General features: G+C 36.8%; 25 protein-coding genes. 8 read left to right on the plus strand and 17 right to left on the minus strand.

Annotated elements, in window-relative coordinates:
• Window positions 1-109 precede the first annotated feature (109 nt).
• Window positions 110-991: a DMT family transporter gene (locus JEOSCH030_RS09580; RefSeq protein ID WP_185126410.1), complete on the plus strand. Its 882-nt coding sequence runs from the start codon at window positions 110-112 to the stop codon at window positions 989-991.
• A 298-nt stretch (window positions 992-1,289) separates the two neighbouring features.
• Here the strand turns inward: JEOSCH030_RS09580 and recQ are convergent, their stop codons facing one another.
• From recQ to JEOSCH030_RS09610, 6 genes are all read right to left on the minus strand, one after another.
• Window positions 1,290-3,068 (minus strand): DNA helicase RecQ, encoded by a 1,779-nt coding sequence (gene recQ, locus JEOSCH030_RS09585; protein WP_185126411.1) that lies wholly within the window; start codon window positions 3,066-3,068, stop codon window positions 1,290-1,292.
• 149 nt (window positions 3,069-3,217) lie between these two features.
• On the minus strand, window positions 3,218-4,159 hold the full coding sequence (locus JEOSCH030_RS09590; RefSeq protein WP_185126412.1) for a 5-oxoprolinase subunit C family protein: 942 nt from the start codon (window positions 4,157-4,159) through the stop codon (window positions 3,218-3,220).
• Window positions 4,160-4,417 (minus strand): hypothetical protein, encoded by a 258-nt coding sequence (locus tag JEOSCH030_RS09595; RefSeq protein WP_185126413.1) that lies wholly within the window; start codon window positions 4,415-4,417, stop codon window positions 4,160-4,162. It abuts the gene before it with no gap.
• 18 nt (window positions 4,418-4,435) lie between these two features.
• On the minus strand, window positions 4,436-4,642 hold the full coding sequence (locus JEOSCH030_RS09600; protein ID WP_185126414.1) for a hypothetical protein: 207 nt from the start codon (window positions 4,640-4,642) through the stop codon (window positions 4,436-4,438).
• Window positions 4,643-4,650: 8 nt separating this feature from the next.
• Window positions 4,651-6,327, minus strand: coding sequence for an aminodeoxychorismate synthase component I (gene pabB, locus JEOSCH030_RS09605; RefSeq protein WP_185126415.1), 1,677 nt, complete (start codon window positions 6,325-6,327; stop codon window positions 4,651-4,653).
• Complete coding sequence (locus JEOSCH030_RS09610; RefSeq protein WP_185126416.1) at window positions 6,305-6,907, minus strand: anthranilate synthase component II; 603 nt, start codon at window positions 6,905-6,907, stop codon at window positions 6,305-6,307. The genes pabB and JEOSCH030_RS09610 overlap by 23 nt, the downstream gene beginning before the upstream one ends.
• Before the next feature lie 154 nt (window positions 6,908-7,061).
• Between JEOSCH030_RS09610 and JEOSCH030_RS09615 the strand changes: the two genes are divergently transcribed.
• Together JEOSCH030_RS09615 and JEOSCH030_RS09620 are read left to right on the plus strand one after the other, a co-directional pair.
• Complete coding sequence (locus tag JEOSCH030_RS09615; protein WP_185126417.1) at window positions 7,062-8,255, plus strand: MFS transporter; 1,194 nt, start codon at window positions 7,062-7,064, stop codon at window positions 8,253-8,255.
• 90 nt (window positions 8,256-8,345) lie between these two features.
• Window positions 8,346-8,603, plus strand: coding sequence for a GlsB/YeaQ/YmgE family stress response membrane protein (locus tag JEOSCH030_RS09620; protein WP_185126418.1), 258 nt, complete (start codon window positions 8,346-8,348; stop codon window positions 8,601-8,603).
• Window positions 8,604-8,639: 36 nt separating this feature from the next.
• Here JEOSCH030_RS09620 and JEOSCH030_RS09625 read toward each other — a convergent pair whose 3' ends face one another.
• The 6 genes from JEOSCH030_RS09625 to JEOSCH030_RS09650 form a co-directional block, all read right to left on the minus strand.
• On the minus strand, window positions 8,640-10,370 hold the full coding sequence (locus JEOSCH030_RS09625) for an ABC transporter ATP-binding protein (RefSeq protein WP_185126419.1): 1,731 nt from the start codon (window positions 10,368-10,370) through the stop codon (window positions 8,640-8,642).
• Window positions 10,367-12,103: an ABC transporter ATP-binding protein gene (locus tag JEOSCH030_RS09630; RefSeq protein WP_185126420.1), complete on the minus strand. Its 1,737-nt coding sequence runs from the start codon at window positions 12,101-12,103 to the stop codon at window positions 10,367-10,369. Before JEOSCH030_RS09630 ends, JEOSCH030_RS09625 begins: the two co-directional genes overlap by 4 nt.
• Window positions 12,104-12,417: 314 nt before the next feature.
• Window positions 12,418-12,825: a hypothetical protein gene (locus JEOSCH030_RS09635; protein ID WP_185126421.1), complete on the minus strand. Its 408-nt coding sequence runs from the start codon at window positions 12,823-12,825 to the stop codon at window positions 12,418-12,420.
• An 80-nt stretch (window positions 12,826-12,905) separates the two neighbouring features.
• Complete coding sequence (locus JEOSCH030_RS09640) at window positions 12,906-14,216, minus strand: acetamidase/formamidase family protein (RefSeq protein WP_185126422.1); 1,311 nt, start codon at window positions 14,214-14,216, stop codon at window positions 12,906-12,908.
• Between the two features lie 136 nt (window positions 14,217-14,352).
• Window positions 14,353-15,537: an MFS transporter gene (locus tag JEOSCH030_RS09645; RefSeq protein ID WP_185126423.1), complete on the minus strand. Its 1,185-nt coding sequence runs from the start codon at window positions 15,535-15,537 to the stop codon at window positions 14,353-14,355.
• 17 nt (window positions 15,538-15,554) lie between these two features.
• Window positions 15,555-15,767 (minus strand): hypothetical protein, encoded by a 213-nt coding sequence (locus tag JEOSCH030_RS09650; RefSeq protein WP_185126424.1) that lies wholly within the window; start codon window positions 15,765-15,767, stop codon window positions 15,555-15,557.
• A gap of 304 nt (window positions 15,768-16,071) precedes the next feature.
• On the opposite strand from JEOSCH030_RS09650, the gene JEOSCH030_RS09655 reads away from it, so the two are divergent.
• The gene (locus JEOSCH030_RS09655) at window positions 16,072-16,326 is read left to right on the plus strand and encodes a hypothetical protein (protein ID WP_185126425.1); all 255 of its coding nucleotides are present in this window, start codon (window positions 16,072-16,074) and stop codon (window positions 16,324-16,326) included.
• A gap of 2 nt (window positions 16,327-16,328) precedes the next feature.
• Here JEOSCH030_RS09655 and JEOSCH030_RS09660 read toward each other — a convergent pair whose 3' ends face one another.
• Window positions 16,329-17,231, minus strand: a complete 903-nt coding sequence (locus JEOSCH030_RS09660) for a LysR family transcriptional regulator (protein WP_185126426.1) — start codon at window positions 17,229-17,231, stop codon at window positions 16,329-16,331.
• 125 nt (window positions 17,232-17,356) lie between these two features.
• On the opposite strand from JEOSCH030_RS09660, the gene JEOSCH030_RS09665 reads away from it, so the two are divergent.
• Entirely contained in the window at window positions 17,357-18,589 is a 1,233-nt protein-coding gene (locus tag JEOSCH030_RS09665; RefSeq protein WP_185126427.1) for an MFS transporter, read from the plus strand.
• A gap of 178 nt (window positions 18,590-18,767) precedes the next feature.
• Here JEOSCH030_RS09665 and JEOSCH030_RS09670 read toward each other — a convergent pair whose 3' ends face one another.
• Complete coding sequence (locus JEOSCH030_RS09670) at window positions 18,768-19,889, minus strand: 5-methyltetrahydropteroyltriglutamate--homocysteine S-methyltransferase (RefSeq protein WP_185126428.1); 1,122 nt, start codon at window positions 19,887-19,889, stop codon at window positions 18,768-18,770.
• A gap of 241 nt (window positions 19,890-20,130) precedes the next feature.
• Between JEOSCH030_RS09670 and JEOSCH030_RS09675 the strand changes: the two genes are divergently transcribed.
• The 3 genes from JEOSCH030_RS09675 (at window position 20,131) to JEOSCH030_RS09685 (ending at window position 21,435) form a co-directional block, all read left to right on the plus strand.
• Window positions 20,131-20,310, plus strand: coding sequence for a hypothetical protein (locus JEOSCH030_RS09675; RefSeq protein WP_235962271.1), 180 nt, complete (start codon window positions 20,131-20,133; stop codon window positions 20,308-20,310).
• Window positions 20,311-20,807: 497 nt separating this feature from the next.
• Window positions 20,808-21,254 carry an 8-oxo-dGTP diphosphatase gene (locus JEOSCH030_RS09680; protein ID WP_185126430.1) on the plus strand — a complete coding sequence of 149 codons (447 nt, stop codon included), beginning with the start codon at window positions 20,808-20,810 and terminating at the stop codon, window positions 21,252-21,254.
• Window positions 21,255-21,267: 13 nt separating this feature from the next.
• The gene (locus JEOSCH030_RS09685; protein WP_185126431.1) at window positions 21,268-21,435 is read left to right on the plus strand and encodes a hypothetical protein; all 168 of its coding nucleotides are present in this window, start codon (window positions 21,268-21,270) and stop codon (window positions 21,433-21,435) included.
• A gap of 7 nt (window positions 21,436-21,442) precedes the next feature.
• Here JEOSCH030_RS09685 and JEOSCH030_RS09690 read toward each other — a convergent pair whose 3' ends face one another.
• Genes JEOSCH030_RS09690 through JEOSCH030_RS09700 form a run of 3 tightly spaced genes read right to left on the minus strand, consistent with a single transcriptional unit; the run spans window position 21,443 to window position 25,102 of the window.
• Window positions 21,443-22,189: a class I SAM-dependent methyltransferase gene (locus JEOSCH030_RS09690; protein ID WP_185126432.1), complete on the minus strand. Its 747-nt coding sequence runs from the start codon at window positions 22,187-22,189 to the stop codon at window positions 21,443-21,445.
• A 4-nt stretch (window positions 22,190-22,193) separates the two neighbouring features.
• On the minus strand, window positions 22,194-23,465 hold the full coding sequence (locus JEOSCH030_RS09695; RefSeq protein ID WP_185126433.1) for a M20/M25/M40 family metallo-hydrolase: 1,272 nt from the start codon (window positions 23,463-23,465) through the stop codon (window positions 22,194-22,196).
• A gap of 23 nt (window positions 23,466-23,488) precedes the next feature.
• A complete protein-coding gene (locus JEOSCH030_RS09700) occupies window positions 23,489-25,102 on the minus strand; it encodes a gamma-glutamyltransferase family protein (RefSeq protein WP_185126434.1) in 1,614 nt (537 codons plus the stop codon).
• Window positions 25,103-25,179 lie beyond the last annotated feature (77 nt).

Raw genomic sequence — 25,179 nt, forward strand, 5'->3', positions numbered from 1 at the left:
CTTGCTGGCTATGAGCTAGTCACATAAAATAATTTCTTTTAAAATTTTTTACGAAATTTATCTTATCTAAGAAGTTGAAATTATTGTACAAAATTCTGGAGTGTTGTTAATGAATAATGTTGTAAAAGGTATCATTGCCCTCATAATTTCATCACTTGGCTTTAGTTTGATGTCGCTATTTGTTAAATATGCAGGGGACTTACCTACTGTCCAAAAAGTCTTTTTTAGAAACTTTATCTCTATGCTAATTGCTCTCGGACTCGTACTCTATGCGAGAGAAAAACTGTTTGGTAAAAGTGAGAATCAAGGCTGGTTATTTTTACGCTCACTACTCGGACTCTTTGGTGTGCTATTAAATTTTTTCACCATTGATCGAATGGTTTTAAGTGATGCTGATATTTTAAATAAATTGAGCCCTTTCTTTACCATCATCTTTTGTGCGATCTTCTTAAAAGAATACATCAGACGCTTCCAGCTCATCGCAATTATCGTCGCTTTAGTCGGTGCGGTGTTTATCATTAAACCGTCATTCTCAAGTGATTCATACATTGCACTACTCGGAGTGGTCGGCGCTATGTTTGCAGCCGGTGCTTATACAGTGCTACGCGTACTCGGTAGTCGTGAGAAGTTTTATACAGTAGTCTTTTACTTCTCCTTCTTCTCAACTGTCGCTTTAATACCGTTCCTAATCTTCCAGTGGGAAGGGATGACACAAAGTCAATTTTGGTACTTAGTACTATCAGGCATATTTGCAGCTGTCGGTCAATTCGGACTAACCATTGCTTATAGCTATGCCCCAGCAAAAGAAATTTCAATATTCTTTTACTCAACAATCCTGTTTAGTGCCATTTTCTCAATTGTCGTCTTCAAACAAGTACCAGACTTAATGAGTGTTTTAGGTTACGTCATTATCTTCGCAGCAAGTTACTATATGTATATGAAGAATCGACCACCTAAGTCAGAACGTTTGAAAATTGCAGAACGAAAATAGTGGGTTGTGTTGAGGATGTGGGTGTGGACGAACGCCCTTGGTTTGTAAGTAAAGCGGCTTGGAAATCTTAAATTTAAGATCTCCAAGCCGTTTTTTGCTGGATTTAAGTGGGGTTATTTTATTGGATTTTAAAGTGTCCTATCTGGACTATGTGGAGTGCTCATTGAACTGCCAACACCTTCGGAGGACGATGAGCTTTCCTCATTGAACCGCCAGCGCTCCAGGAGGACGATGAGCTTTCCTCATTGAACCGCCAGTGTCAACAACACCCAAAAAAACACAATAATCAACACAAAAACTATTTTATTCCAGCATGCTCCTGGATGTCTTCTAAGAAATATGGACAGTAATGTTTCAACTTGTAATTACCTACACCTTGAATGTGCATCATGTCCTGTTTTGTTTGTGGCATTTTCTTAGCAAATTCTTTAAGGATTTGATCAGTAAATATAGCGTCTTCATCTAATTTATATCGATCTGCTAAGTTCTTTCTAGTATCGATCAACTTACTGTACAAAACTTCATTGAGTGATGAATCCGTGGACACATCAACACGTTCATTATAAGTTTTGCGATAAGGCACTGTATAAAGTTTAACTTTTTTGTTCAAGACATCAAAACTCTTCTCGACAAGGTGCATGCGATAATTTGCATAGTGCAGATAACCTCTCATCACTAGTTCTTCAACTAGATGATTTACTTCACTTGTACGGTAGGAATCGAGTACTCCAAAGTTCTCTTCTTTGTTCAAACCACGGCTCATAATATTATCTGCATGTTCTCCACGCATCACTTGGATGATATGTTCTTTTGATAATTTACCATCTAGGTCTTTCACCAAGTTAAGAATCAGACGGGCTTCAGAAGTCATAGGTTCAGTGCGATTTTCTGATAAACAGCTCGAACATCTACCGCATTCTTCTACATATTCATTTTGATTAAAGTACTTAACGATAAAACTACTCAAGCACTTATTAGTTTTATTATATTGAATCATTTGATCTAATTTTTCACGCATATGATCTTTGTACTGGTCACTTGCTGTCGCTCGGTCAATAAAAAATTGCTGTAAATTGATATCTCTTTGACTAGACAGTAAAATACAATCACTGTCTAACCCATCTCTACCTGCACGACCAATTTCTTGATAGTAACTTTCCAAATCGCCTGTTAAGTTAAAGTGAATAATATAACGAATATCTGGCTTATCTATCCCCATCCCAAAGGCATTGGTTGCCACAACAATTTTCACTTGATCCGACACAAATTTTTCTTGGTTTAAGCTACGTTCTTTTTTTGCCAAGCCACCGTGGTAAATCACATTTTCAATCTTGTATTCATGCAAGTAATCAGAAAGTTTTTCAACTTCCGCACGAGTAGAGGCATAAATAATTCCAGACATATCCTGATGATTTTTTATATACGACAGGATAAACTGCTCTCTCTGATAAGTTGGGTTGACCATGAGCTTTAAGTTCTCTCTCTTAACACTCGTCTTAGTCACCGCTTCATTGTTTATATCTAAAAGCTCTTGGATGTTCTCTTCTACTTCCTCAGTTGCAGTTGCAGTCACTGCTAAAATAAGAGCATCTGGTAAGAGTGCTTTTAAGTCAGGAATAATACTTTGATAACTCGGTCTAAAGTCATGGCCCCATTTAGAGATACAGTGCGCTTCATCAAAGGCAATAAAAGGCACACTTGCTTGTTTTAATGAGATTCTAAATTCTTCATTGTTAAATCTCTCAGGTGCCACATAGAGAAACTGCAGCTGTCCTTCTTCTAGTGATGTCATAACTTTTTTCAACTCTTGTTTTGACATCGTAGAGTTAATACATTCTGCCTTGATGCCTCTTCTTTTCAAAGAATCTACCTGGTCTTGCATTAAAGAAATCAAAGGAGAAATAACGAGTGTCGTCCCCTCAAACATCAAACCAGGAATTTGATAACACAGAGATTTCCCTGAACCAGTTGGTAAGATACCCAAAGCATTTTTACCTTCTAGTACATGATTAATAATCTCTTCTTGACCAAATCTAAACGTGTCATAACCAAAATACTCTTTTAATATTGCTTCCATATAACATCATTCCTACATTTATATATGTAACTTAACTTATTAATTTATCTGCTATATTATACATTAAATTATGATTTCTTGCTCAGTTTTTGGATTAAGATACCAAAAAAAGCACCTGCTCAAATTTTTTAGCATGAGCAGGCACTTCTTTACATTTTTTCTTTAACAAGTTCTTTAGAGATTTTATAGTCAATTGCTTTATAGAGACTTTTTACCCATAGATGATGTTTATACATTTCCACATGTGCATCATCAATATCGACTGCTTTAAACTTAATTTTTGAACCCGGTCGTTTTTGACCAAGTTTATGCATGTGATAGCTCGGCACTGTGCCAATATGTGTTTGTTTAGTCACCGCTTCGAAATCATTCAAGGCGATTGTGAGTTGCTCATTATCGACATAAACGCCACCCAACACTCCAGCATGCTCTATATCAGTTTCTTCAAGTTCAATTTTTTGACCTTCTAAAGTCAACTTCACTCTATTTTTTTCACTTACCACTGTATATTCTTTTTCCTCAAGTTGTTCATACACTTCATTCGGCACACCTGGTCTTTTAACAAGATGATAAGTATCTGATAGATACACTTCTACAATAGAATAGACACCGATTCCCCAGCTGACCTTGCGCTTGTTCATCATCATATGGAAAATTTCATCGTGTAAGGATGTGTAATCACGTCTCATGATGACTTCGTCGCCTGACTTAAGAACGTTAGATTTTTCGATTGCTAAACCACCGGCAACTGCAATATACACACGACAACCTCTATTCGATTCACCAAATGATAGAATATCGCCTCTATTAGCATGATAAATCCGATTGTTTTCGACAGTTTCATCATTCATAGTGCCACGAAAATCTCCACCGGAGTATGCAAAAATTGTCGGTTCTGTAAATTGGATTGCTCCGGGTTGACCAGACATCTCAATCGTCGGTTCATAGACATCGTTACCTACTAATTTATTAGCGAGTCTAGGAGAAAGATTATCGACCGCACCATTATAGTCATTATTATCTTCTGTGATCGTTTTCGACACGGTTTGCAGAATCGTTAACAGACCACTATCTTTTATTATTACACTCATTTAACTTACCTCACTATAGCTGTTCAAGATTGGCTCAAGACGAGACATTATATAAAGTGATGGTTCAATTGTATTCTCATTCTCCATCACTTGGATTGGGTCATAGAAAACAGTGATTGTATCTTTAGTAAAACTAACCCCTTCTATATAATCACTTTGTATTAAGCTCTTATCTTTTAAAAAATCATTCTCTAAGTTTGCAATTACATCTCTATTGAACTGTCCAGTAATTGCTCTATCTCCATTTGCAAATAACATATTACTTGTTCACTCCTCTTATCGGTAAAAGAACTCTAACTCACCAGCAACATAATCTGTAAAGCTGCCCATTGCCATGGCAAATACTACAATGGCAAGCATGATGCCGACGAATCCAATCGATACACCGACAATGACAATATCATTTTTCAACAAGTAGCTGACTAAAAAATGTGTTGCCACCACAATCACAACTACTAATAAGACTAATAACAATGTGTACATAAGCCACCTCACTTCTGTAGTACTACAGGTACTATTTCTCGAACACTATTAATCATGTATAGCTTTATCTGATTTGTTTCATATTTTTCTTTAAATTCATCTAAATTATAATTTTTAAGCTGAAGTTTACCCGCCTTAATCAAAGCCTGGCGCATAACTCCATCTAGTAAACCGACTGAACTGTCAGGTGTATATAAGTGACTGTCTTCTTCAATCACAAGATTACCAATATTAAATTCAGTCAGGACTTCTTCATCATTATAATATAAGACTAACTCACTTTCACTTGATTCATCTATATAGTGGTGTCTGATTGACGTTTTATTTGATAAAAAATCTCTTGCTGCTCGGATCGGCTTGTGACTGATTTCTGCAGTCATAGAATTTTTATCCTCTATCGTTTGATGACTGAGAGAATATTCTCCGCTTTTAGCTAAGCTTAAACGCAGTTTATATAGACCATTTAAGATATTATTCTCTTTTACATAGTCTGAAGTGACTTTTTCTAAGTCCAGTGATTGAAATCCAAAGAAGCTCGCACTCTTATTTAAACGTTCTTGATGTAGTGCTAGGCGCTTGACTTCACCTTCTTCTAGTCGCATCGACTCTAGTAAATCATATTGACCCTGCTTTAAAAATGAGGTCTTGTGTAAGATTTCCTCAAACTCTGATTTCGGATTAGAGTCATAAGTAATGCCACCACCCGCTGCATAAGTATAGCGATTATCTTCGATTACTAACGTGCGAATCGGCACATTAAAAATTGCTGCTTGGTCTGGATATAAAACGCCAAGCGCACCACAATAGTAACCTCTTTTTGTCTTTTCAAGTTTTTCAATTAAGGACATCGTCATTATTTTAGGCGCACCTGTAATTGAACCACACGGGAAAAGCGCATTAAAAATACCACCTAGACTTAAATCTTCTTTAACTTTAGCTTCAACAGTCGAAATCATCTGATAGACTGTTTGATACTTTTCTATAGTAAAGAGTTTCACAGCTCGAACAGAATTCTTCTCAGCGACTTTAGATATATCATTACGAAGCAGATCAACAATCATGACATTTTCGGCTTGATCCTTTTTAGAGTGCCTTAAAAACTCATAGCTTTCTCGGTCTTTATCAGGATCAGTAAAACGAGGTGCAGTCCCCTTCATTGGTTTGGCTCTAATTGTTAAATCACTATCAAGTTCAAAGAATAATTCAGGTGACAGACTTAAGATCTCTTTTTCACCAGTATCTAAATACATGGCGTAATCACCGTTGTTCTTACTAGACAACTGTAAAAAGAGTTGATGACTATCTCCAGAAAAATCCCCATAAAATCGTGTTGTATAGTTAACTTGATAAGTATGACCATCTTTAATGTAGTTTCTGACTTGTTCAATATTATCTTCAATTTCTTCTTGAGTCTCACTTAGTGATGGTTCAGACATAGAGAATGACAAAGATTTCTCATCACCAAGAAATGCTTCATAAGAAACTGGCTCGTCAAAAATCATAAGAATGTATTCATCTTTTTCATAAGTAAGAGCGAACACTGCGTAATAACCTTTATCTTGCATCTTTCTTCCATAATCTAAAGCGTCTTCAACCTTGGTTGGATATTGAATGATTTCTTTAGGGTCTTTAAAAAAATATTCCTCTATTTTACCGTTCTTTTTAAATTTCGTGTGTGCTCTCATTATGACTTTCCTCCACAGCAATTCTAATAAAGTTATTGATTTGCTCACGCCCATGTTCTGATAAGATAGCTTCCGGATGATACTGGAGACCGAATACAGGATACTCCTTAGCACGGATAGCCATGTTAACTCCTTGATCAGTTTGCCCGACAATATCAAAACGACTAGTTTGACCAAAACAAGTTAGTGAATGGTAACGACAAGCCATAACTGGAGAAGGAATATCTTGATAAAGACCTTGACCGTCGTGCTCTACACCGTAGACATGCCCATGAATCGGACGTTCTGCACGACTTACTTGACCGCCTGCTAAATGCCAGAGCATTTGATGGCCTAAACAGATGCCAAGTACTGGTAGAGACTCCCAGTGTTCTTTAATAAAGTTAAGCACCTCAGGTCGATCTGTTGGGTGCGACGGACCAGGAGAAATGACCAGTCCGATAATATTTTCTCTTAACTTATAAGTTGCTAAGCCATCTGGTCGGACCACTTCAATTCCGACTCCATATGGATTACTTTCTATGTAATGCACAAGATTATATGTAAATGAATCGTAGTTATCAATCATTAATAAATTCACTGGACTATTCTCCTGTAACTATTTTATTTACTAATAATATCATATTGATGATAATTTCAATAATAGAATCGGTAATAGGTTGGATGTCGCTAGCTAAAGAACAGTGTTACACTTATCATAACTAGCTAGATTTTTAAAGAAAAGAAGGGGAAATATGAAAATAGATAAGGAAATACCAAGAATTTGGACAAAAGATTTTGTCATTATCATCATTGCAAACTTTTTTATTTTTACATCTTTTCAAATGACCTTACCCACCCTTCCTTTATATGTTCAAGAGATCACCGCATCTGATACTTGGGTTGGTTTAATCGTAGGTGTTTTTACTTTCTCCGCCCTCTTAATCCGACCGTTTGGTGGACATATTCTTGATAAAAGCGGACGTGCACCGGTCTTTTTAACTGGTTTATTAATATTAGTTGTGTCCTTATACTCTCTTGCTGCTTCTACAACGATACTCATACTTGTTATTGTCAGAGTCGTTCAGGGGCTTGGATGGGGTTTATCGAATACCGCTTCAGGCACAATCGCATCTGACTTAGTGCCAAGAGAACGTCGTGGTGAAGGTCTTGGTTATTTTGGACTGAGTGGTAACCTAGCACTTGCTGTCGGTCCGGCACTTGGTTTGTTTTTAGTAAATCATATCAGATTTTCTTCACTTTTTTTAATCTGTGGATCCTTAACGCTAATCGCTCTCTTATTAGCACTTACAATCAAGTACAAAAAAGTTGAACCAGAGACAAAAATGTCACAGGAAAACAAAGTAGTAGAAAAATCGCGTATGCAAGTCGTGGAAAAACGTGCACTACCTGCTTCCACACTCCTATTCTTTATTACTTTTACTTTTGGTGGGATTGCTACTTTCTTACCAGCATACTCTTTCGAACAAGGATTTCCGTCCTATGCAATTCAACTATACTTTGTCATTTACGCAGTATCTCTTGTGACAACGCGTCTATTTGCTGGTCGTATCTTTGACCGACGGGGTCTCGCAATTGTGTTTATACCGGGAACTATTCTAATTATCATTGGTCTTGTTTTACTGGCTCTCTTGAAATCACAGGCCTTTTTATACTTTGGGGCAATGTTTTACGGCCTTGGTTTTGGTACCATTCAGCCTGCTCTGCAAGCTTCAGCGATTAACACCACACCACCTGAGAAGCGCGGTATGGCTAACGCAACTTTCTTCTCATCCTTTGACTTAGGTGTTGGGCTTGGAGCGATGACTTTTGGTTTAGTTTCACAGTACATCGACTATGCATCAATTTATTGGATTAGTGCAACAAGTGCTAGTCTTGCCCTAGTACTCTACTTTATCCTGAGAATGTCAAATAAATTTGCTTCTTAGTAATTAGTTTATGTTTACATCTTCTTAAAAATGGAAATATATAAATTGTAAGTCTTTATATATTAGATTTTTAATTAGGAGGAATATAAAATGGGTTGGTTATGGACATTAATAGTCGGAGGTATTCTCGGTTGGTTAGCAGGGCTAATCATTTCAAGAGATGTACCATTTGGAATTATTGGTAACATTATTGCAGGTTTAATCGGAGCTTCTATCGGTAATGCGATTGGCTTAGACTTTGGACCTACACTCGGCGGAATGAGTATTATCGGTACTTTAGCGGGTGCCATCATTCTAATTCTTGTTGTATCATTTATCTTTAACTTAATTAAAGGTAACAAAGCTTAAAAGGAAATCCCCTGGAATCTTTCCAGGGGAATTTTCTTATCCCATTTGCATGAGATACATCTTACTATATGTTTGGTTTAGGTCCATTAGCTCTTGGTGATTTCCTCTTTCCTTAATCTCACCGTTATCTAAGAGCACAATTTGGTCTGCATGTTGAATTGTCGATAAACGGTGTGCAATGATAAAGGTTGTACGGTTGTGACTAACCACTTTCATAGCGTATTGAATCAATTGCTCAGTTTCTGAATCGATATTTGAAGTCGCTTCATCTAAGACTAAGACTCTAGGATTGAAAGCCAAGGCTCTCGCAAATGAAATTAATTGTCTCTCCCCGAGTGATAGGGTTGCACCTCGCTCAGTTAGTTGCGTGTGGATGCCATCTTCTAACTTATCTAGAAGCGGTCCAGCACCGACATCTCTCAGTGCTTTTTCAACAGTCTCTTCTGAAATATCCTCATTATTTAAACGAACATTATAGAGTAAGCTTCCCGAATAAATAAATGGATCCTGGAGCACAATGGACATATACTGTCTGAGATTTTGCTTGTTAATCGTTTTAGTATTTTCTTGATCAAAGTATATCCCACCTTGACTTGGATCATAAAAGCGCATGAGTAAGTTAATAATTGATGACTTACCAGATCCTGTATGACCGACTAAGGCAACAGTCTCTCCCTTGGTTACATCTAGATTAATATTTTTCAATACTTCTCTTTTACCATCATATGAAAAACTCACATCTTTAAAACGAATATTACCTGAGAAATCATCCAAGTGACCTGTATCCATTTCCTCAGCTTCAGAATCCAGTAGTTCAAACACTTTGTTAGCAGCAACACGTGCTTGTTCAAAGATACTGAGTTGACCCACAATATTAAATAATGGATTGAAGAAGCGGGTGATATAGTCCACTAAGAGGTACATAGTACCGACTGTGAGCGCTGTACTATCACTAAGAAAAACAGAAGCGAAAATGTAAACTAAGATTGCAAATACTAATGAACGGATGGAGTTCGCTAGGTTTTCTCCCATTAAACTTTCAAGTTTAACTAGACTCGCGCCACTTCTATAATACGCTTGGTTCACTTCTTCAAACTCGTTCATAATCTGCTCTTCTCGGTTAAACACTTGAATAATCGACATGCCATTTATGGATTCATTAATCATGGCATTCATCTCACTATTTTTCTCTCTTTTAATATGGTTGTTTTCATTAGAATATTTTCTATAAATAATCCCCCATAAAATGATAATGGGAATTGAGAGTAACATTATAATCCCTGTCCATGTATTGATTAAAAACACAATCGTAACGATACTCACGATAGTTAAAATACTCGATAAAATCATCGGAATTACTGAAGTAAATAATTCTAAAATGGATTCTGTATCATTAGTGATACGAGCAACCACTTTTCCTGCAGGTAAATTATCGAAGTATTTAATCGGTAATCTTTGCACATGTCTAAAGACATCTTTTCTCATTTGTTGAATGGCTTTCGTCCCAGCTGATACTAAATAAATTAATGAGAAATAAGAAACGACTGAGTGCATAAGTTTAAGACCTAAGAATAGAGCAATTAAGTACAGAATAGGTCTCAAGACGATGTTGCCCTCGCCTAGTCTAATGTGATTGTCGATAATGCTTGCTGAAATTAACGGTCCAATCAGTTCGAAACCAATCATAAGAAACAGTAGAATTAAACCGATAATAAATGGCCCCTTAAATTTCAATATATAAGGTATTAAGCGTTTCATTTCTGTCATGACATGTCACCCCCTGTTAGGTAGTAATCATTTTGTTCGCTATACCAATTGCCCGCTTTAGATAAAGCTTCATGACTACCACTTTCCACAATGCGGCCTTTTTCTAAAACGATAATTTTATCAGCATGATGCACTGCAGATAAACGATGTGTAATAATAATCGTTGTTTTTCCTTGTCTATGTGTCCGAATATGATTGATGATTCGCGCTTCCGTTCTCGCATCCACAGCACTAAGTGCATCATCTAAAATTAAAATATCTGGATCCTTAATCAGACTTCTGGCAATAGAAATCCTTTGTTTTTGCCCCCCACTTAAGGAAATCCCCTTCTCTCCAACTAAAGTATCTAAGCCTTCAGGCATGCGTTTTAAATCTTCGTCAAAAGCACTTAGCTCTATCGCTGACTTCAATTCTTCATCGCTTGCATCTTCTTTACCGAAGAGAATATTCTCTTTGACCGTTCTAGAAAACAAGATATTTTCCTGGGAAACATAACCGAGCTTGTCTCTGAGCGATTGACGGTCTAAGGTCGAAATGTTTTGCCCATCTATCAGCAGGTTTCCGCTAGCTTCAGGGTAAATTCTTAAAAGTTGTTTGATAAAAGTCGATTTACCGCTGCCCGTCTTACCGACAATACCTAAGGTTTCGCCTTTGGAAAGCTCAACTGTAATGTCTTCTAAATTGTTATGTGTACTGAGAGGGTATTTAAAAGTGACATCTTTAAATGATAAACCTGTGTCACTTACAGACTGATCGCCAGTTTCATCTAGCACATCCACCTCATCAAGCACCCCTTGAATTCTGTCATAAGATGCATTACCACGTTCCATAATGTTAAACAGCATACCTAAGGCATACATTGGCCAGATCAACATATTTAAATACACATTAAAAGTGATTAATTGACCCACTGTCATCCCACCATTATTAACTAAGACTGCACCGTATCCAAAAGAAATTGCGATGCTGATAGAAACCACAATGATTGTTAGTGGTTGGAAGAAGGCATCTAGTCTTTTTGTTCTCATAAATTTCTTTAAATAGGACTCGGTTAAATTATGAAAGCGACCTGCTTCTGCTTCTTCTTGCACATAAGAACGCGTCAATCTGACACCTTCCACTACTTCTAAGACCGCATCGTTCATCACACCAAAGGACTCTTGGGCGGATTTATGGGCTTTATTGATCTTTTTACCTAGTTTCGATTCAATAATTGCTAAAGCAGGTAAAGGAATCAAAGCAAAAATCGTTAATGGCCAAGAAATAGTAAAGCCCATTACCAAGATAATTGTGAGTAGAAAGGTCGTCGAGTCTAAGAGCGTAATAATTCCAAAGCCCGTTGCCATATTGACTGTTCTTAGATCATTAGTCGACTTAGCCATCAAATCCCCAGTTTTATTCTTTTCATAAAAAGTCGGTGAAAAAATTAAGAATTTCTTCATGAGTCGGCTGCGTAAAATATTTTCAATTTTAATCGCACCTTCAAATAGTAAATAGGCCCAAATATAGGAAAAAACATAAGATAAGACAATAATGACAAGAAATATCCCAATTATTTGCCACATTAATACTTGAGTCATCGTGCCATCATTAATAAAGTCTATTGTTTTACCAATTAGCTGGGCTGGTATAACATCTATGATATTCGCTAAAAGTAAAAGAATAACAATAATCAAATACCGTTTTTTATTCGATAAAATATACCATCCAATCTTGCTGATGTAATCTAACATAAATCATGCTCCCCTTTGTTAAACTCCCCTTTTAAAGACAAAAAAAGCGCGCACTATTAATGTGCACGCAAAATTTGCATAAAAATAGAGAGGTCATCCTCTCTATTCCTTATATTTATAATCACAGAAAAATCCGTATTTTATAAAATATGAAATACAGAGGTAAATTGATTTGTTTGTGAAGTTTGTTCTTTTTGGTTTACAAGTAATGACTTCATAAGACTTTACCTCCTTCATTGTTTTTGTCACAATTTCATCATAATTTAAAGTTTTACACAATGCAAGGGAATTTTCAAAAAATTATAAAATATATTTTACTTATTTGGTTTAACTGTCACGCCACCAGCTTCTTCTGATAAAAGCCAGTTGTTCGATAGAACGTTTTTTAACTCTTCGACTTGTGGTTTCTCAAGCTCTAAACCAGAGATTGTAAACTCATCAACTTGATAATCCTCATCTGCAAATTTACCGAATTTCATTTTGATTAAGTTCTTTAAGCCATTGAAAGTTAGGAATTTGACCTTGTAGCCATCCTTAACGATAGAGTCAAAGTCAGCTTGTTTAGATAGGTCTACTAAAGCATCAAAATCCATGTTCTCTTTGATCTTTTTAAAATCTTCTAAATCGTTATTCTTAATATTTTTTATAATAGTGTCATTATCTACACCATTACCTCTTAAAGTTTCAATCGCATATGCTTCCATTAAAGTAATTGATTCCATAATTTCCTCCCAAAACAACGTTTATTTCATTATAACATCTTGTTAAAAAAAGTAGGCATTGGTGCTTAGGAAAAGATAGATCACATATTGTCATCATAAAAATCGGTTAAGAGACCATCTAATTTAACTTGTTCCAACATGGTCAGTGGCACTAAAAAGGTGACTGTTACAACGCCTGGGTTTCTTCCAATATCAATGGCGCCTGTAATTGTTGCACGGTTCATCACTTCAGCGACATCGATATCTAATAATTCTGCCGCCCTTTCCATACCGTTGGTCGTTGCTTCATTTAAGTCAGCACCACTACCGACAAAAGAAAGTGGATAAGATTTCTCTAAAGACTGAAGTCCCCACTCTAATGCAAGCTTATCGGCTTTTAAAAGTTCTTGATCGGAGAATGGCTTAGCAACTGGAGGTAGGTCCTCAACTAGAGGCATCAGAATCGGTCCTTTGATGTTCAGACCTTTTAACACCTTCACGTTTAAGTCGACAATACCTGCGACATCTGTCGTATGACCTGCAATTTCTCCGTTCCCTTGCATAGCGTGCATGTCACCAAGATAAACACCGCCGCCTTCTACTTTGACTGGACATATTAAAATTGCACCCGCTCTGACTCTGTTAATATCCATATGACCATCTGTTCTATCTTCTAATTCTTCTAAGCTTTTAGCATAGTCATGAGGTGCATCGATTAGAAATTGTCCAAAGTCGCCAGCATTATGTGAGTCTGGAAACGCTGATGCAGGCACTGTACCTAATTGACCTAAAAATGGAATTACACGTGCTAAAGCACCAACGATATCATGAGGTGCAAAGGTTACAACAGGATTTTGTATAGAGTTCTCTGGTGTATTCATGTATGCTTTTGAATCTTTCGCGACCTTTTCAGCCCCTTCTTTATCTAAGGTAATACCGAGACTTTTATCATCGTTAAAAGCCATAGTATAGGCATTAGTAAATGTAAATGGCGTCACATCTTGACCACATTCAGCACACTTAACAGCACCCTGTCCAATGCCATCAATGACCGTTTTTGGATTTTCTGCTCCACAATTCGGACACACGCCTGCAACAAATGGATCCCCATTAAAACGCCCTTCCATAGGCTTATCATTACCAGATGCTGTGACTTTAGAAGTGACACGAATCGAGTTAATTTTTATAGCAATCGCATCGCCAACTTCAGCACCCTCTACGTAAACGGGTTTCGTGACTTCATGACCACCTTTTAATTCTGGTGTAATCATTGGCCCCCAACATCCTGGAGCAGTATTTGCAATAATCGTACCGTGATCTTTAACGTAATACGCCATTTCTTTTTCAGGATCTAAGACGCCATCAGTGAACTGATCTACATAAACAGTTTGCTTAAAATTACGATTTACCATATGATCATCTCCTTACTTCTTATTATACTGATTATTCACTTATTATCTAATTTTTCTGTCATTTTAAATGATAAAAATAATGCGCTTATAAAAATCAAAAAGCCCACCAAGATTTATAATTGGTGAGCTTAAAAAATCATGATGAATATTCATGACTCAATTCTAATTTTTTATGTGATTTCGTTAAAATTAAAGTAAAGAGGAGTGCAATAATCGTAATAATAAAGATAATGGTCATCACTGTCGGTACGCCGTATAAGTCTGCGACCTTTCCAAGTACCGGCACAAACACCCCACCTGCACTGACTGACAGGCCTAGAGTCACTCCAGATGCTAGCCCAACACGGTTCGGTAGATATTGTTGACCTAAGACAACTAGTGAACTGTATGGAACAAAAATAAAGAATCCAGCAAAGATGATCATGATAGCAGATAAGATCAGAGACTCTGTTATTGTTAGCACTAAAAGTACTGGAACAAGAGAGACAAAGCTAAATCCAATTACTTTAATATATCCTAGTCGGTCGGCAATTCTACCGCCAAACAAAGTGCCAACGGATGTGGCAACTAAGAAGAGACTTAAGAGCATATTTCCGGATTCACTCGATTGTAAAATAACTGTAATCCAAAAGAGTGGAATAAAGGTATTCAAACTAATAAAGACGATAGATCTCATAATCAGTACCACACTTAAAATAGAAAAAGGTTTCCACTGATCTTTTGGTAAGTCCTCTTTTTGTGATGTATTTGAGGCAAGTACCTTTTTACTAGTATCTTTACTTGTGACCTTCCAAATAACAAGGCTCATAATAAGAGAAGGTAAAATCAAGACTAGTAGGCCTTGTAAATCCCAAAGTAAGAGTAAAGCTGTCGCAACAACCGGTCCTAAAGCAAATCCAATTGTCCCGCCTAGAGAAAAGATACTCATATCAGATGCCTTATTTTTTCCAGCACTCATGGTCACTGTTTTGGCCGCTTCAGGGTGGAATAAGGCAGTGCCTAAGCCGGATATCATAATAGCTACAAAGATTGCCCAATAACTATCTAGGAAACCTATGATGGATAAGCCAAAACTTCCTAAAATCAAACCGAGGGGCACCATCCACTTTTTAGAAATAATATCTGAATATATACCGATAAAAGGCTGAGATACCGAAGATACAATGTTAGCAGCAAAAATAAGTGCTGCACCTGCTGCATATGTAAAGTCATAAGCAAAAATTAAAAAAGGCAACAGAGCTGGTAATATGCCTGAGTTCATATCACAAAATAAATGACCTGCTGCCATTGCGTATGTTTTTATGTTAGCTGATCTAAACATTTAATCACTTCTTTTCGCTATTTCTTATATTTTTCTAAATGCTCTAAAGCACGCTCATACTCACTTCTTTGACACATGGTTAAATTTCTATCCGCTAATCCTTCCCTAGCTGCCTGAATATTTCTGTCTAGTTTTTCTTGATCTAAATTATTTTCGTAAGCTTTCTTCTTTTGAGTGTCTTTTCTAGTTGTGACTTTAGTTAATAGGTTCGTGACTGCTTTTAAATTCACTAAACACACCTCATTTATAATTTACTAATCAATTCGACTAAGGACATAGTCACTTGGGTAGTTTATTAGAAGGAGGGATTCTATGTTTCCGATTATGTTCATATTATTTCTATTATGTCTTTATCCCATCATTAAACTAATCATCTATCTACCAATGAAAAATATTTTTAAAAATCAACAAAACAGCCATAAAAGATCTTCATTTTTAACAATACTTGTAAGTCTTATTCTAGCACTAATTGTCTACTTGTATTCACTCACTTTTGAGACTCGAGGTGAGCTTAATTAAGCAGCTTTAATTTTCATGTTCATCACTTATGGTCTAGCTTTAGTGTCTTCCATTATTTTATTAGTGATTAAAAAAGAGCATCCTAAAACTCAAAATGACATCAAGGAATCTACAGCTGAACAAAAGAGTAAGTTTGAGACTGTCCAGCAACAAGACGAAGATAAAGAGTCACTTGGCATCGATAAGATTGTTCTTTTTTCAATAGTCGGCGCACTTATTTTATTTTTAATTTTTGTCATCTACTTTTCATGGGCGCTTACTAACACTTAAGGTTACAGTAAATCATTTTGCCCTTTTTCTAGACAGCCTATGAGCGTATCTTTAAAATTTTGCGCTGCTTTTGATAGACGATGATCCTTTAACCAGATTAAACCAATCTCTCCTGACAGTTGTTCTTTATCGATAATCTTATTGACACGTACAGGATATTCTTTATATAGGTATAACAGCGATTCTGGAACAATGGAGATACCAAAGTCTGTGGATACTAGTTGCATCATTAGTTTTAAATCGGAAAACTCTGCAATAATATTCGGCTGAATCTTAGCTTTGGAGAAGGCTTCATGAATTGAATAATAAACACCTAAGCCTTTAATGCTCGGTAGGACCAGGGGATACTGACTGACTTCTTTTAAAGTGACTTCACCTGAAAAGATTTTTTTATCTTTAGATGAAATTACGTAAAAGGGTTCTGAATGAACGTGTTGTAAGGTAAAGTCATCAATTTCCAAAGGCAGTCTCACTAGAGCCATTTCAATTTCTCTTTGCTTTAATAAATAACATAGTAGGGAAGATTCATTTTGTTGAATCTTGTAAGTAATTTTAGGGTATTTTCTTTTGTATTCGTGAAAGACCGTATTTAAATTTGCTAAAGAAAAAGTATTAATACCAATTGATAATTGTCCATCCACACCTGCACTTACATCTTGAACTTCATTTTTGGCTTCTTCCAATAATTGAGTAATCTGTAAGGCATACTTATATAAAACCTTACCTGCTTCTGTCATCTCTAGATATTTACCGCTTCTTTCAAAAAGCTTTTCTCCAACAGAAGCTTCTAGATTTTTCAATTGTTGGCTCAAGGGTGGTTGAGACATATATAGTTTTTTAGCAGCAGCTGATACTTGTTTTTCATCAGCAATCATTAAAAAGTAACGTAATTGACGAATGTCCATTAAAACACCTCATGTATATGAAAAAAGTTGGTTAAACTAATTTAATTAATATTTTATGTATATGTCACTTAATGGTAACATATTATGTATTGCAATTTATACCAAATAAGGCTGGAGGAAAACTATTGAAAAACTTGTATAATCGTAATACTTTAATTCTATTGTTTGTTATCGCAGTTGTTTCCATTAACCTACGCTTAGGTATAACTTCGATTGGGCCATTAATGGATACACTGACAGAGTCGTTAAATTTATCTAGTACAGAGGCAAGTCTCTTAACCACTGTTCCTGTTATATGTATGGGGATCTTTGCTTTACTTGCAACTGTCTTAAACAAAATGTTAGGTTCTAAAATCACTTTATTATTAATGCTTTTCATCTTATTTATTTCTACTCTCATCCGTGGTTTTTACCCAGGATTCATAACATTACTTATTTCTGCTTTCTTTGTTGGTCTAGCAATCGCAGTATTGGCACCAACAATATCATCAGTGATTAAAAAATACTTTCCAGGACATGCCGCAGTTGCGATTGGAATCTCCTCATTCTTTATGAGTGCTGGTTCTGCAACAACCGCAGCTTTAACAGGTGCCTTCTATAAGAGTACGGATTCCTATCCTTTCGCTTTAGCAATTTGGTCAGTATTCTCCTTGTTAGCAATGATTGTAGTCTTACTGATCTACAAACCAGGTGCTAGAAATAATATGCCTTCACAAGAAGTTCCAGAAGTTAAATATAATTTCCCATCACCTTGGGTACAAAAGATGCCATGGTTATTTATGCTATTTTACGCTTTACAAGCTGCTTTATACTTCTCTACTTTAACTTGGCTCGTACCAATGTCTGTCGAAAATGGGATGTCGATGATTCAAGGTGGGATGTTACTCGCTGCAGTTATGGCTATGCAAGTTATCTTTAATCTACTATTCCCAATTTTAATGGAGAAATATCCTGCAAGAAGAAATTGGATATTTTTAATCTTAGCAATTGGTGCCATTGCAACAGGCCTATTCTGGACTGGTGGTCATGTGCTTATGTGGGTTGCAGCCTTTATGATGGGTATTCCTTTAGGTGGATTATACTCTGCTGCCATGATGTTACCACTGGATGAAACAGTGACTTCACAAGGTGCTAACTCTTGGACAGCAATGATGCAGACTGGTGGCTGTATTTTAGGGGGGCTTTTCCCATTTGTAATCGGTTGGATATTTGATATGACTCATAATCACAATTACACTATGTCTATTCTATTAGGCCTCTACGTTGTTGGTTTCTTACTTATTACTGCAATTGGTAATAAGACAGAGAAAAATTATGACGATTACATTGTTAAAGACCCTGAAAATATTGCAGGTTAATTATATGTAGACAAAAAAGCATAGATAAATAAGCCGGACGTTAGCTTTTCTGGGGCATCGCGTGAGCCTGTAGTCTCACGCAGATGCTTTTCCCTTAGAAGTCTAACGTCCGGCTTTTAAAGTATACTTGATAATTTTTCTATATCTTTAGGATTTTTATCATAACCCTTTTTTCATTTTATCCCCAAACTTCTTCCGCAATTTCTCTAACAAGCTGAAGTTTAGCCCATTGTTCTTCTTCTGTAAGATTATTACCTTCTTCAGTCGATGCAAAGCCACATTGAGGGCTTAAGCATAAGCGGTCTTTACTGATATATTTCGCTGCTTCTTCTATTCTCGCTTTAATTTCTTCCTTATCTTCTAATTGAGGTAGCTTAGAAGAAATTAAGCCAAGTACAACTTGTTTGTCTCCACTCACTTTAGCAAGTGATTCAAAACCACCTGCACGTTCTGTATCAAACTCTAAATAATAGCCAGCTACATTTTCTTTACCAAATAGTTCATCAGACACTTTATCGTAAGCACCAGATGAAGCCCATGTAGAACGGTAGTTCCCTCGGCAAACGTGTGTAGTAATCGTTAAACCTGCTGGTTTTCCTTCAATTGCGCTATTGTTTAAGTCAACATATTTCTGACTTAAAGATTCTACTGTAAAGTCATCATTCATGCTCTTCCAAAAGTTCTCATCTACGATCATACCCCAAGTACAATCATCTAATTGTAAGTTGGTACACCCAGCTTGGTGTAATTCCTGTATAAATGTTTGATAAGCTGATGCGATATCAGCAAGTAATTCACTTTCATTCGGATAAATTTCTTCTGTCTTTTCTTTATTCTCAGGGCGCACAAGCTCTGCTAAAATCTGTGCAGGCGCTGGTATCGTTTGGCGTGCAATGACAGTATCATCTGCAAATTGTTGTAAAAACTTAAAGTGTTCAATAAATGGATGATTCTCACCAGAAATCTTACCAGTTAAACGTGCTGTTTCTGCTCTTGTTTCTACTTCAGCAAATTGATATCCGTGATCAGCTGAGACCTTCTCCACTCCATTAAGTCCCCAGAAGAAATCTAGATGCCACCAAGAACGACGAAACTCACCATCAGTAATTGCGCTTAAACCAATTTCTTTTTGCTTTTCAACTAGTTCTGTAATGACTTCATCTTCAACTTTAGTTAATTCTTCTTGAGAAATTTTATCGTTTTTAAAATCTTCACGTGCTGCTTTTAGTTTAAGAGGTCTTAAAAAACTTCCCACATTATCAAATTTAAACGGTGCTGTTTTTGTAGTTGTTACTGTCATGGCTAACCACTCCTTAATAATTTCTATGGATTTATATTAGCATGACTCAGTCGTAATAGCATTACTGATAAAATTCATGATTAGTTATAACTTTTAGCTATAACTGTTTGTATGGAGAAAACGATCATTCACGGGTCTTGCTCTTTAATGCATAAGTAAAATGGGTAAAGTATAAGAAAATAGAGAGTCAAGGGCTATAGACAAGACTAACAAAATAAAGCAGTCATGGAGGTGGATGGGAGTGAGTCATGACAAAGATGAGGATAAGGGAAATCCAGGCGGCCCAGTTGGGATTGGAATCGGTATTGGTATAGTTCTCGGTGCAATAATCGGTCTTGTAATGGATAACTTAGCGACAGGTATAGCCCTTGGTGTCGCATTCGGTGCAGCGGTCGGGAGTATGGGGTACTTCAGTAATTAGTTAAATTTTTATATGGAATGGAGCTCAGGTAGTGGGCTTGAGTTCATATGTGATGAGCGATACGGCTTGGAAATCTTGAAATTTGAGGTTTTCAAGCTATTTTTGTTGGTTTTGCCTTGGATTTCAGTTTAAAACGTTCTAGCTGGACGATGAACTACTCTCATTGAACCGCTAGCCCTCTAGGAGGACTATGAGCAACTCTCATTGAACCGCTAACGCTCTAGCTGGACCCTATTTAATGGACATTGAGTCCTCAAATTTTAAAACCAATGGACATTCAGTCATCCATTCTTTTTACTTAAGGACATAAGAGAATCCATCCATCTAAAAATCCGGACACTTGCGTATAAAATGAATGAAATTCTGAACATGAAGTTTTTAAAAGAAAAACATTCTGGACAAATCACTCTACAGTTCAGTTTACAATGACATTTGACTATATGGTAAAATTTCACTAAATCACAAAACAAATAATAGATAGAGTAGAAGGAGACATCATGGCAAATTCAGAAAAAGCGATCATTACTAATATGTGTATGATAGAAGATAATCAAGGGAATATTTTAGTACAAAATCGCTTAAGTAGTAATTGGCCGGGCATTACTTTCCCTGGTGGAAAGGTAGAAAAAGCTGAATCATTTGTTGATTCAGTTGTCCGTGAAGTATTTAAAGAAACGGGGCTAACGATTCATAATCCACAAATTTGTGGAACAAAGCAATTCCAGACAGATAATGACGAGAGATATATTGTGCTTATGTATAAAGCAACTCAGTTTTCTGGGACTTTACGTTCTTCCAATGAGGGAGAGGTTTTCTGGATAAATAAAAGTGAGCTCACTAATTATAAGCTAGCTGATGACTTTGAAGAGATGTTTAAAGTGATGGATTCTGATTCACTTTCTGAGTTTTATTATGACGATGCTTGGAACATACATCTTAAATAAAGGAAGGGATTTAATGAATACCTTATTTAAAATTCTAATGTTTGTTGGAGTAGCAATCCTACTCTATAATGCAGCTGCTAGACCAGACAATATTATATTATTGTCTATCGTAGGAACTCTGTTATTGATGTTTCCAGGTTTCATGCTTGTTTTAAATAGCAAAAGAGACAAGACAAAATAACATATTTTTAACTTCTAACTACTTTGATTCTATATGACATGCATTTTTCTGATGAAGCGTCTTCAGTATATGTCATTGTTTCATAGTCCATTGCTCCATTAGTAAAATACTCAATAATCTGAAGTCCAGCCGCTTCAAACATGTCTTTAATTTCTTTTAGTGTGTAGCACTTCAAATATTGAGATTGTTTGGTTTCTTCTTCACCTTCACGCCACCAGGTATCAATCATGACATCATTTTTATAATCATATGTATATCTTCTTTTAATATTTGGCATATTCTTAGGGTCTACATACATTTCTATCTTATCCGCTTTCTTCCAATGTTCAGGTTGATAAATATCGATTAGACCACAGCCATCTTTTTTCAACCACTGTTTTATGTTTTTTAATAAGTTTAATTGGGCTGAATCATCTCCTAGTCCAAAGCCATCGATATAGATGATTGCATCGTACGTATTTTGTAAGTCTATCTCCAGAAAATCCCCATTGATAGCATTGATATTTACCGGATTTACTTCTTTAGCCTTTTCAACAAGGTTATCTACCAACTCCACTGTGGTAATATGAGAAACCTTATTCGATAAAGCTCTCGATAAGCTGCCATCAGCTGAACCAAGTTCTAATAAATTTTCTATAGGTTTGCCGATTTGACTCAAAATTTCGACAGCAGATACTTCATAAAAATCCTTCCCGTAATTCCCTATAAATTCGTATTGCATCTTATAGAAATCTTTAGCCCAATCTTTTTTCATCCTTCTACCCTCCTTGTAAATAATCAAAAGCAGTTAGCAAATGAATCTCAGCCAAATCAACCAACTCATCTATTTCAATATACTCATCCGGTCCACCTAGGTTATAGGCATTGAGTCCACAGTTCACACTGGGTATGTTTTTAGATATTCTATAATGTCTAGAATCAGATGCGCCGACTCTCATTGTTAAGACAGGTTCTTCACCTGTAATGTGTTTTACATTTGCAGCAGTCAATGAAAATATTTCATGATTAAAATCTGACCAATTCGCTTCATACCGTCTAAAGATACGGTATGAAAGTCCTTCAATAGAATCTACAATCTCCTTAATCTTTTGCTCAACTTCTTCTAATTTCACACCGACAGGGAGTCGAATATCACCTTGTGCTGATGCTTTTGCTGGTATTAAATTCGGCGAAATCCCGCCTTCAATCACACCAAAGTTTACTGTGACTTTTTGTAAGACTTCAGTTTCTCCTTGCCCTGAATAACTCTCAGATACCTCGCTTGATTTTTCAATCGCTTCTGTCACCTCTTTAGGTGGATTGACTTTTATCAATCCAAGTTCTTTATTCAGTCGGTCAATTCCCTCTACCAAACGATCAATCGCATTTTCTCCTTTATGTACATGCGCACCGTGTGATGGAGTCCCTGTAGCTTGAAGCTCAATCCACATCAAACCTTTTTCACCAAAGCGTAGTACTTTTGCTGTCCCGACATCACCACTAATCATGGCGTCTCCTGAAGCGTGTGGAACTGTCTCCAATAAATATTTCGTTCCTTTTACACCCATGGTTTCTTCATCACCTGCTAAGGTCATCACTAATTCACCTGACCAACTGTCTTTCAGCTCAGCCATAATCATGAAAGTCAGGAGGTAACTAGCAATCCCACCTTTCATGTCTGATGAACCTCTCCCATACAAGCGACCATTATCTGTATGACCAGAAAATGGATCATTCGACCAAAGTGAAGCATCTCCAACAGGATAAGTGTCCAAATGCCCATTAAAAATAAGACGTTTTCCTGGTGAAGTTCCTTTCAACCGTGCGACAAGATTAACAATTGGTTCTTCTTTTGTATGGCAAGTTACTTCCACACCACCAATGTTTTCTAGAATACTTTTAATCTCATTGACGATTTCACGAGTATCAGATTGTGGCGATTCTGAAGGAACCTGTACTAAACGGGCACACATTTCAAGTAAAATATCTTTATTTTTCTCCACTTTATTTACTAAAATTTGTCTCTTATCTCCATCAAATTTCGCTGACAACCCACATTCCTCCTTTCAATCTATCAATAAGCCGCTATATGCCCATCTGTACGATTTTCAGTCCCACCGTACAAAATACCTGTCTCTGGATCTCTCCAGATGATTTGACCCCGACCAAATCCTGCTGAATCAAGTTTGATTTCTATATCATGTCCTCTTTTGACTAAGGTTTCAGCAATATGATGTGGAAAGTTTTTCTCTACCCATATTGTCTTATCTTTGACCCACTGCCAACGGGGTGCATCGAGTGTGGTTTGAGGATTTAAGTTAAAGTCTATGGTGTTCATGGCGACTTGAACATGACCTTGAGGTTGCATGAAGCCACCCATCACTCCAAATGGTCCGATAGCTTCTGTTCCTTTCGTAATAAAGCCAGGAATAATCGTGTGATAAGAGCGTTTGTTAGGTGCGAGTGCGTTTGGAGAAGTAGGATCTAAATTAAAGTCACAAGCTCTATTTTGTAAGCCAATCCCTGTCCCAGGAACGACTAAACCTGAGCCAAACCCCATGTAGTTACTTTGGATAAAGGACACCATATTCCCTTCTTCATCCGCTGTACACAAATAGACAGTACCACTTGCTTTCACTTCCCCTGCCTCTGGTTCTCTAGCTGTATCTGTAATTAACTGACTGCGTGCTTTGCCGTATGCTTCATTTAGTAAATCTGCACTCGTAACGGTCATATGATCTTCATCAGCCACATATTTTTTCCCATCAGCAAAAGCGAGTTTCATCGCTTCTATTTGTTTGTGATAAGTATCTACTGTTTCTTTACCTTCAATGTCTAAGTGCTTCAAAATATTTAAAGCAGATAAAGCAATAATACCTTGGGTATTTGGTGGGATTTCCCAAACGTCATATCCTCTGTAGTTTACAGAAATCGGGTCCACCCATTCTGGCTGATATTTTGCTAAGTCTTCTTTAGTAATGTAACCACCGTACTTTTTAGAGTAAGCATCAATTTCATCTGCAATATTTCCTCGATAAAATGATTCACACTCCGTGTCAGCGAGCTCTCTTAAAGAATTAGCCATGTCTTGTGACTTCCAAATTTCACCGACTTTAGGTGCCACGCCGTTTGGAGCGAAGGTTTCAAACCAGTGATTAAATTCCTCACCTTTAAAAGCTTCTTTGAATCTAACTGCAGACTTCTCCCAAAATCTTGCTAAAACCGGTGATATTGGATAACCCTCTTCGGCGTATTGAATAGCAGGTTGTAGTAAATCCTTAAAAGGCAGTTTACCAAAACGTCTAGATAACTCGGCCCAAGCTCCAGGCTGTCCAGGTACAGTTACTGGTGTAAAACCGTATTTAGGAATCTCGTCATATCCTTGTGCCTTTACCTTTTCAATAGAAATAGAAGCTGGTGATTTGCCAGAACCATTCAAACCATATAGCTTATTTTTCACCCAGACTAAGGCAAAAGCATCCCCACCAATACCATTCGTCGTGGGTTCAACAACTGTTAAAGCAGCAGCCGTTGCAATCGCAGCATCAATGGCATTGCCACCATTTTGCATAATCGTCAAACCCGCCTGTGCAGCCAGTGGCTGTGACGTTGCAACCATCCCTTTTTTACTCACCACAGGATTTCTTTGCGAATGATATGGATTAAAAAGTGTATCAAAAGCTCTCATTAAACTGTCCCCTTTGTTATGTAGAAATTCTTTCTTTAAGATTATCACAGCCTTTATAATGTCACAATTTTTAGATA

This window comes from Jeotgalicoccus meleagridis (assembly GCF_903994045.1).
Taxonomy (GTDB): Bacteria; Bacillota; Bacilli; order Staphylococcales; family Salinicoccaceae; genus Jeotgalicoccus; species Jeotgalicoccus meleagridis.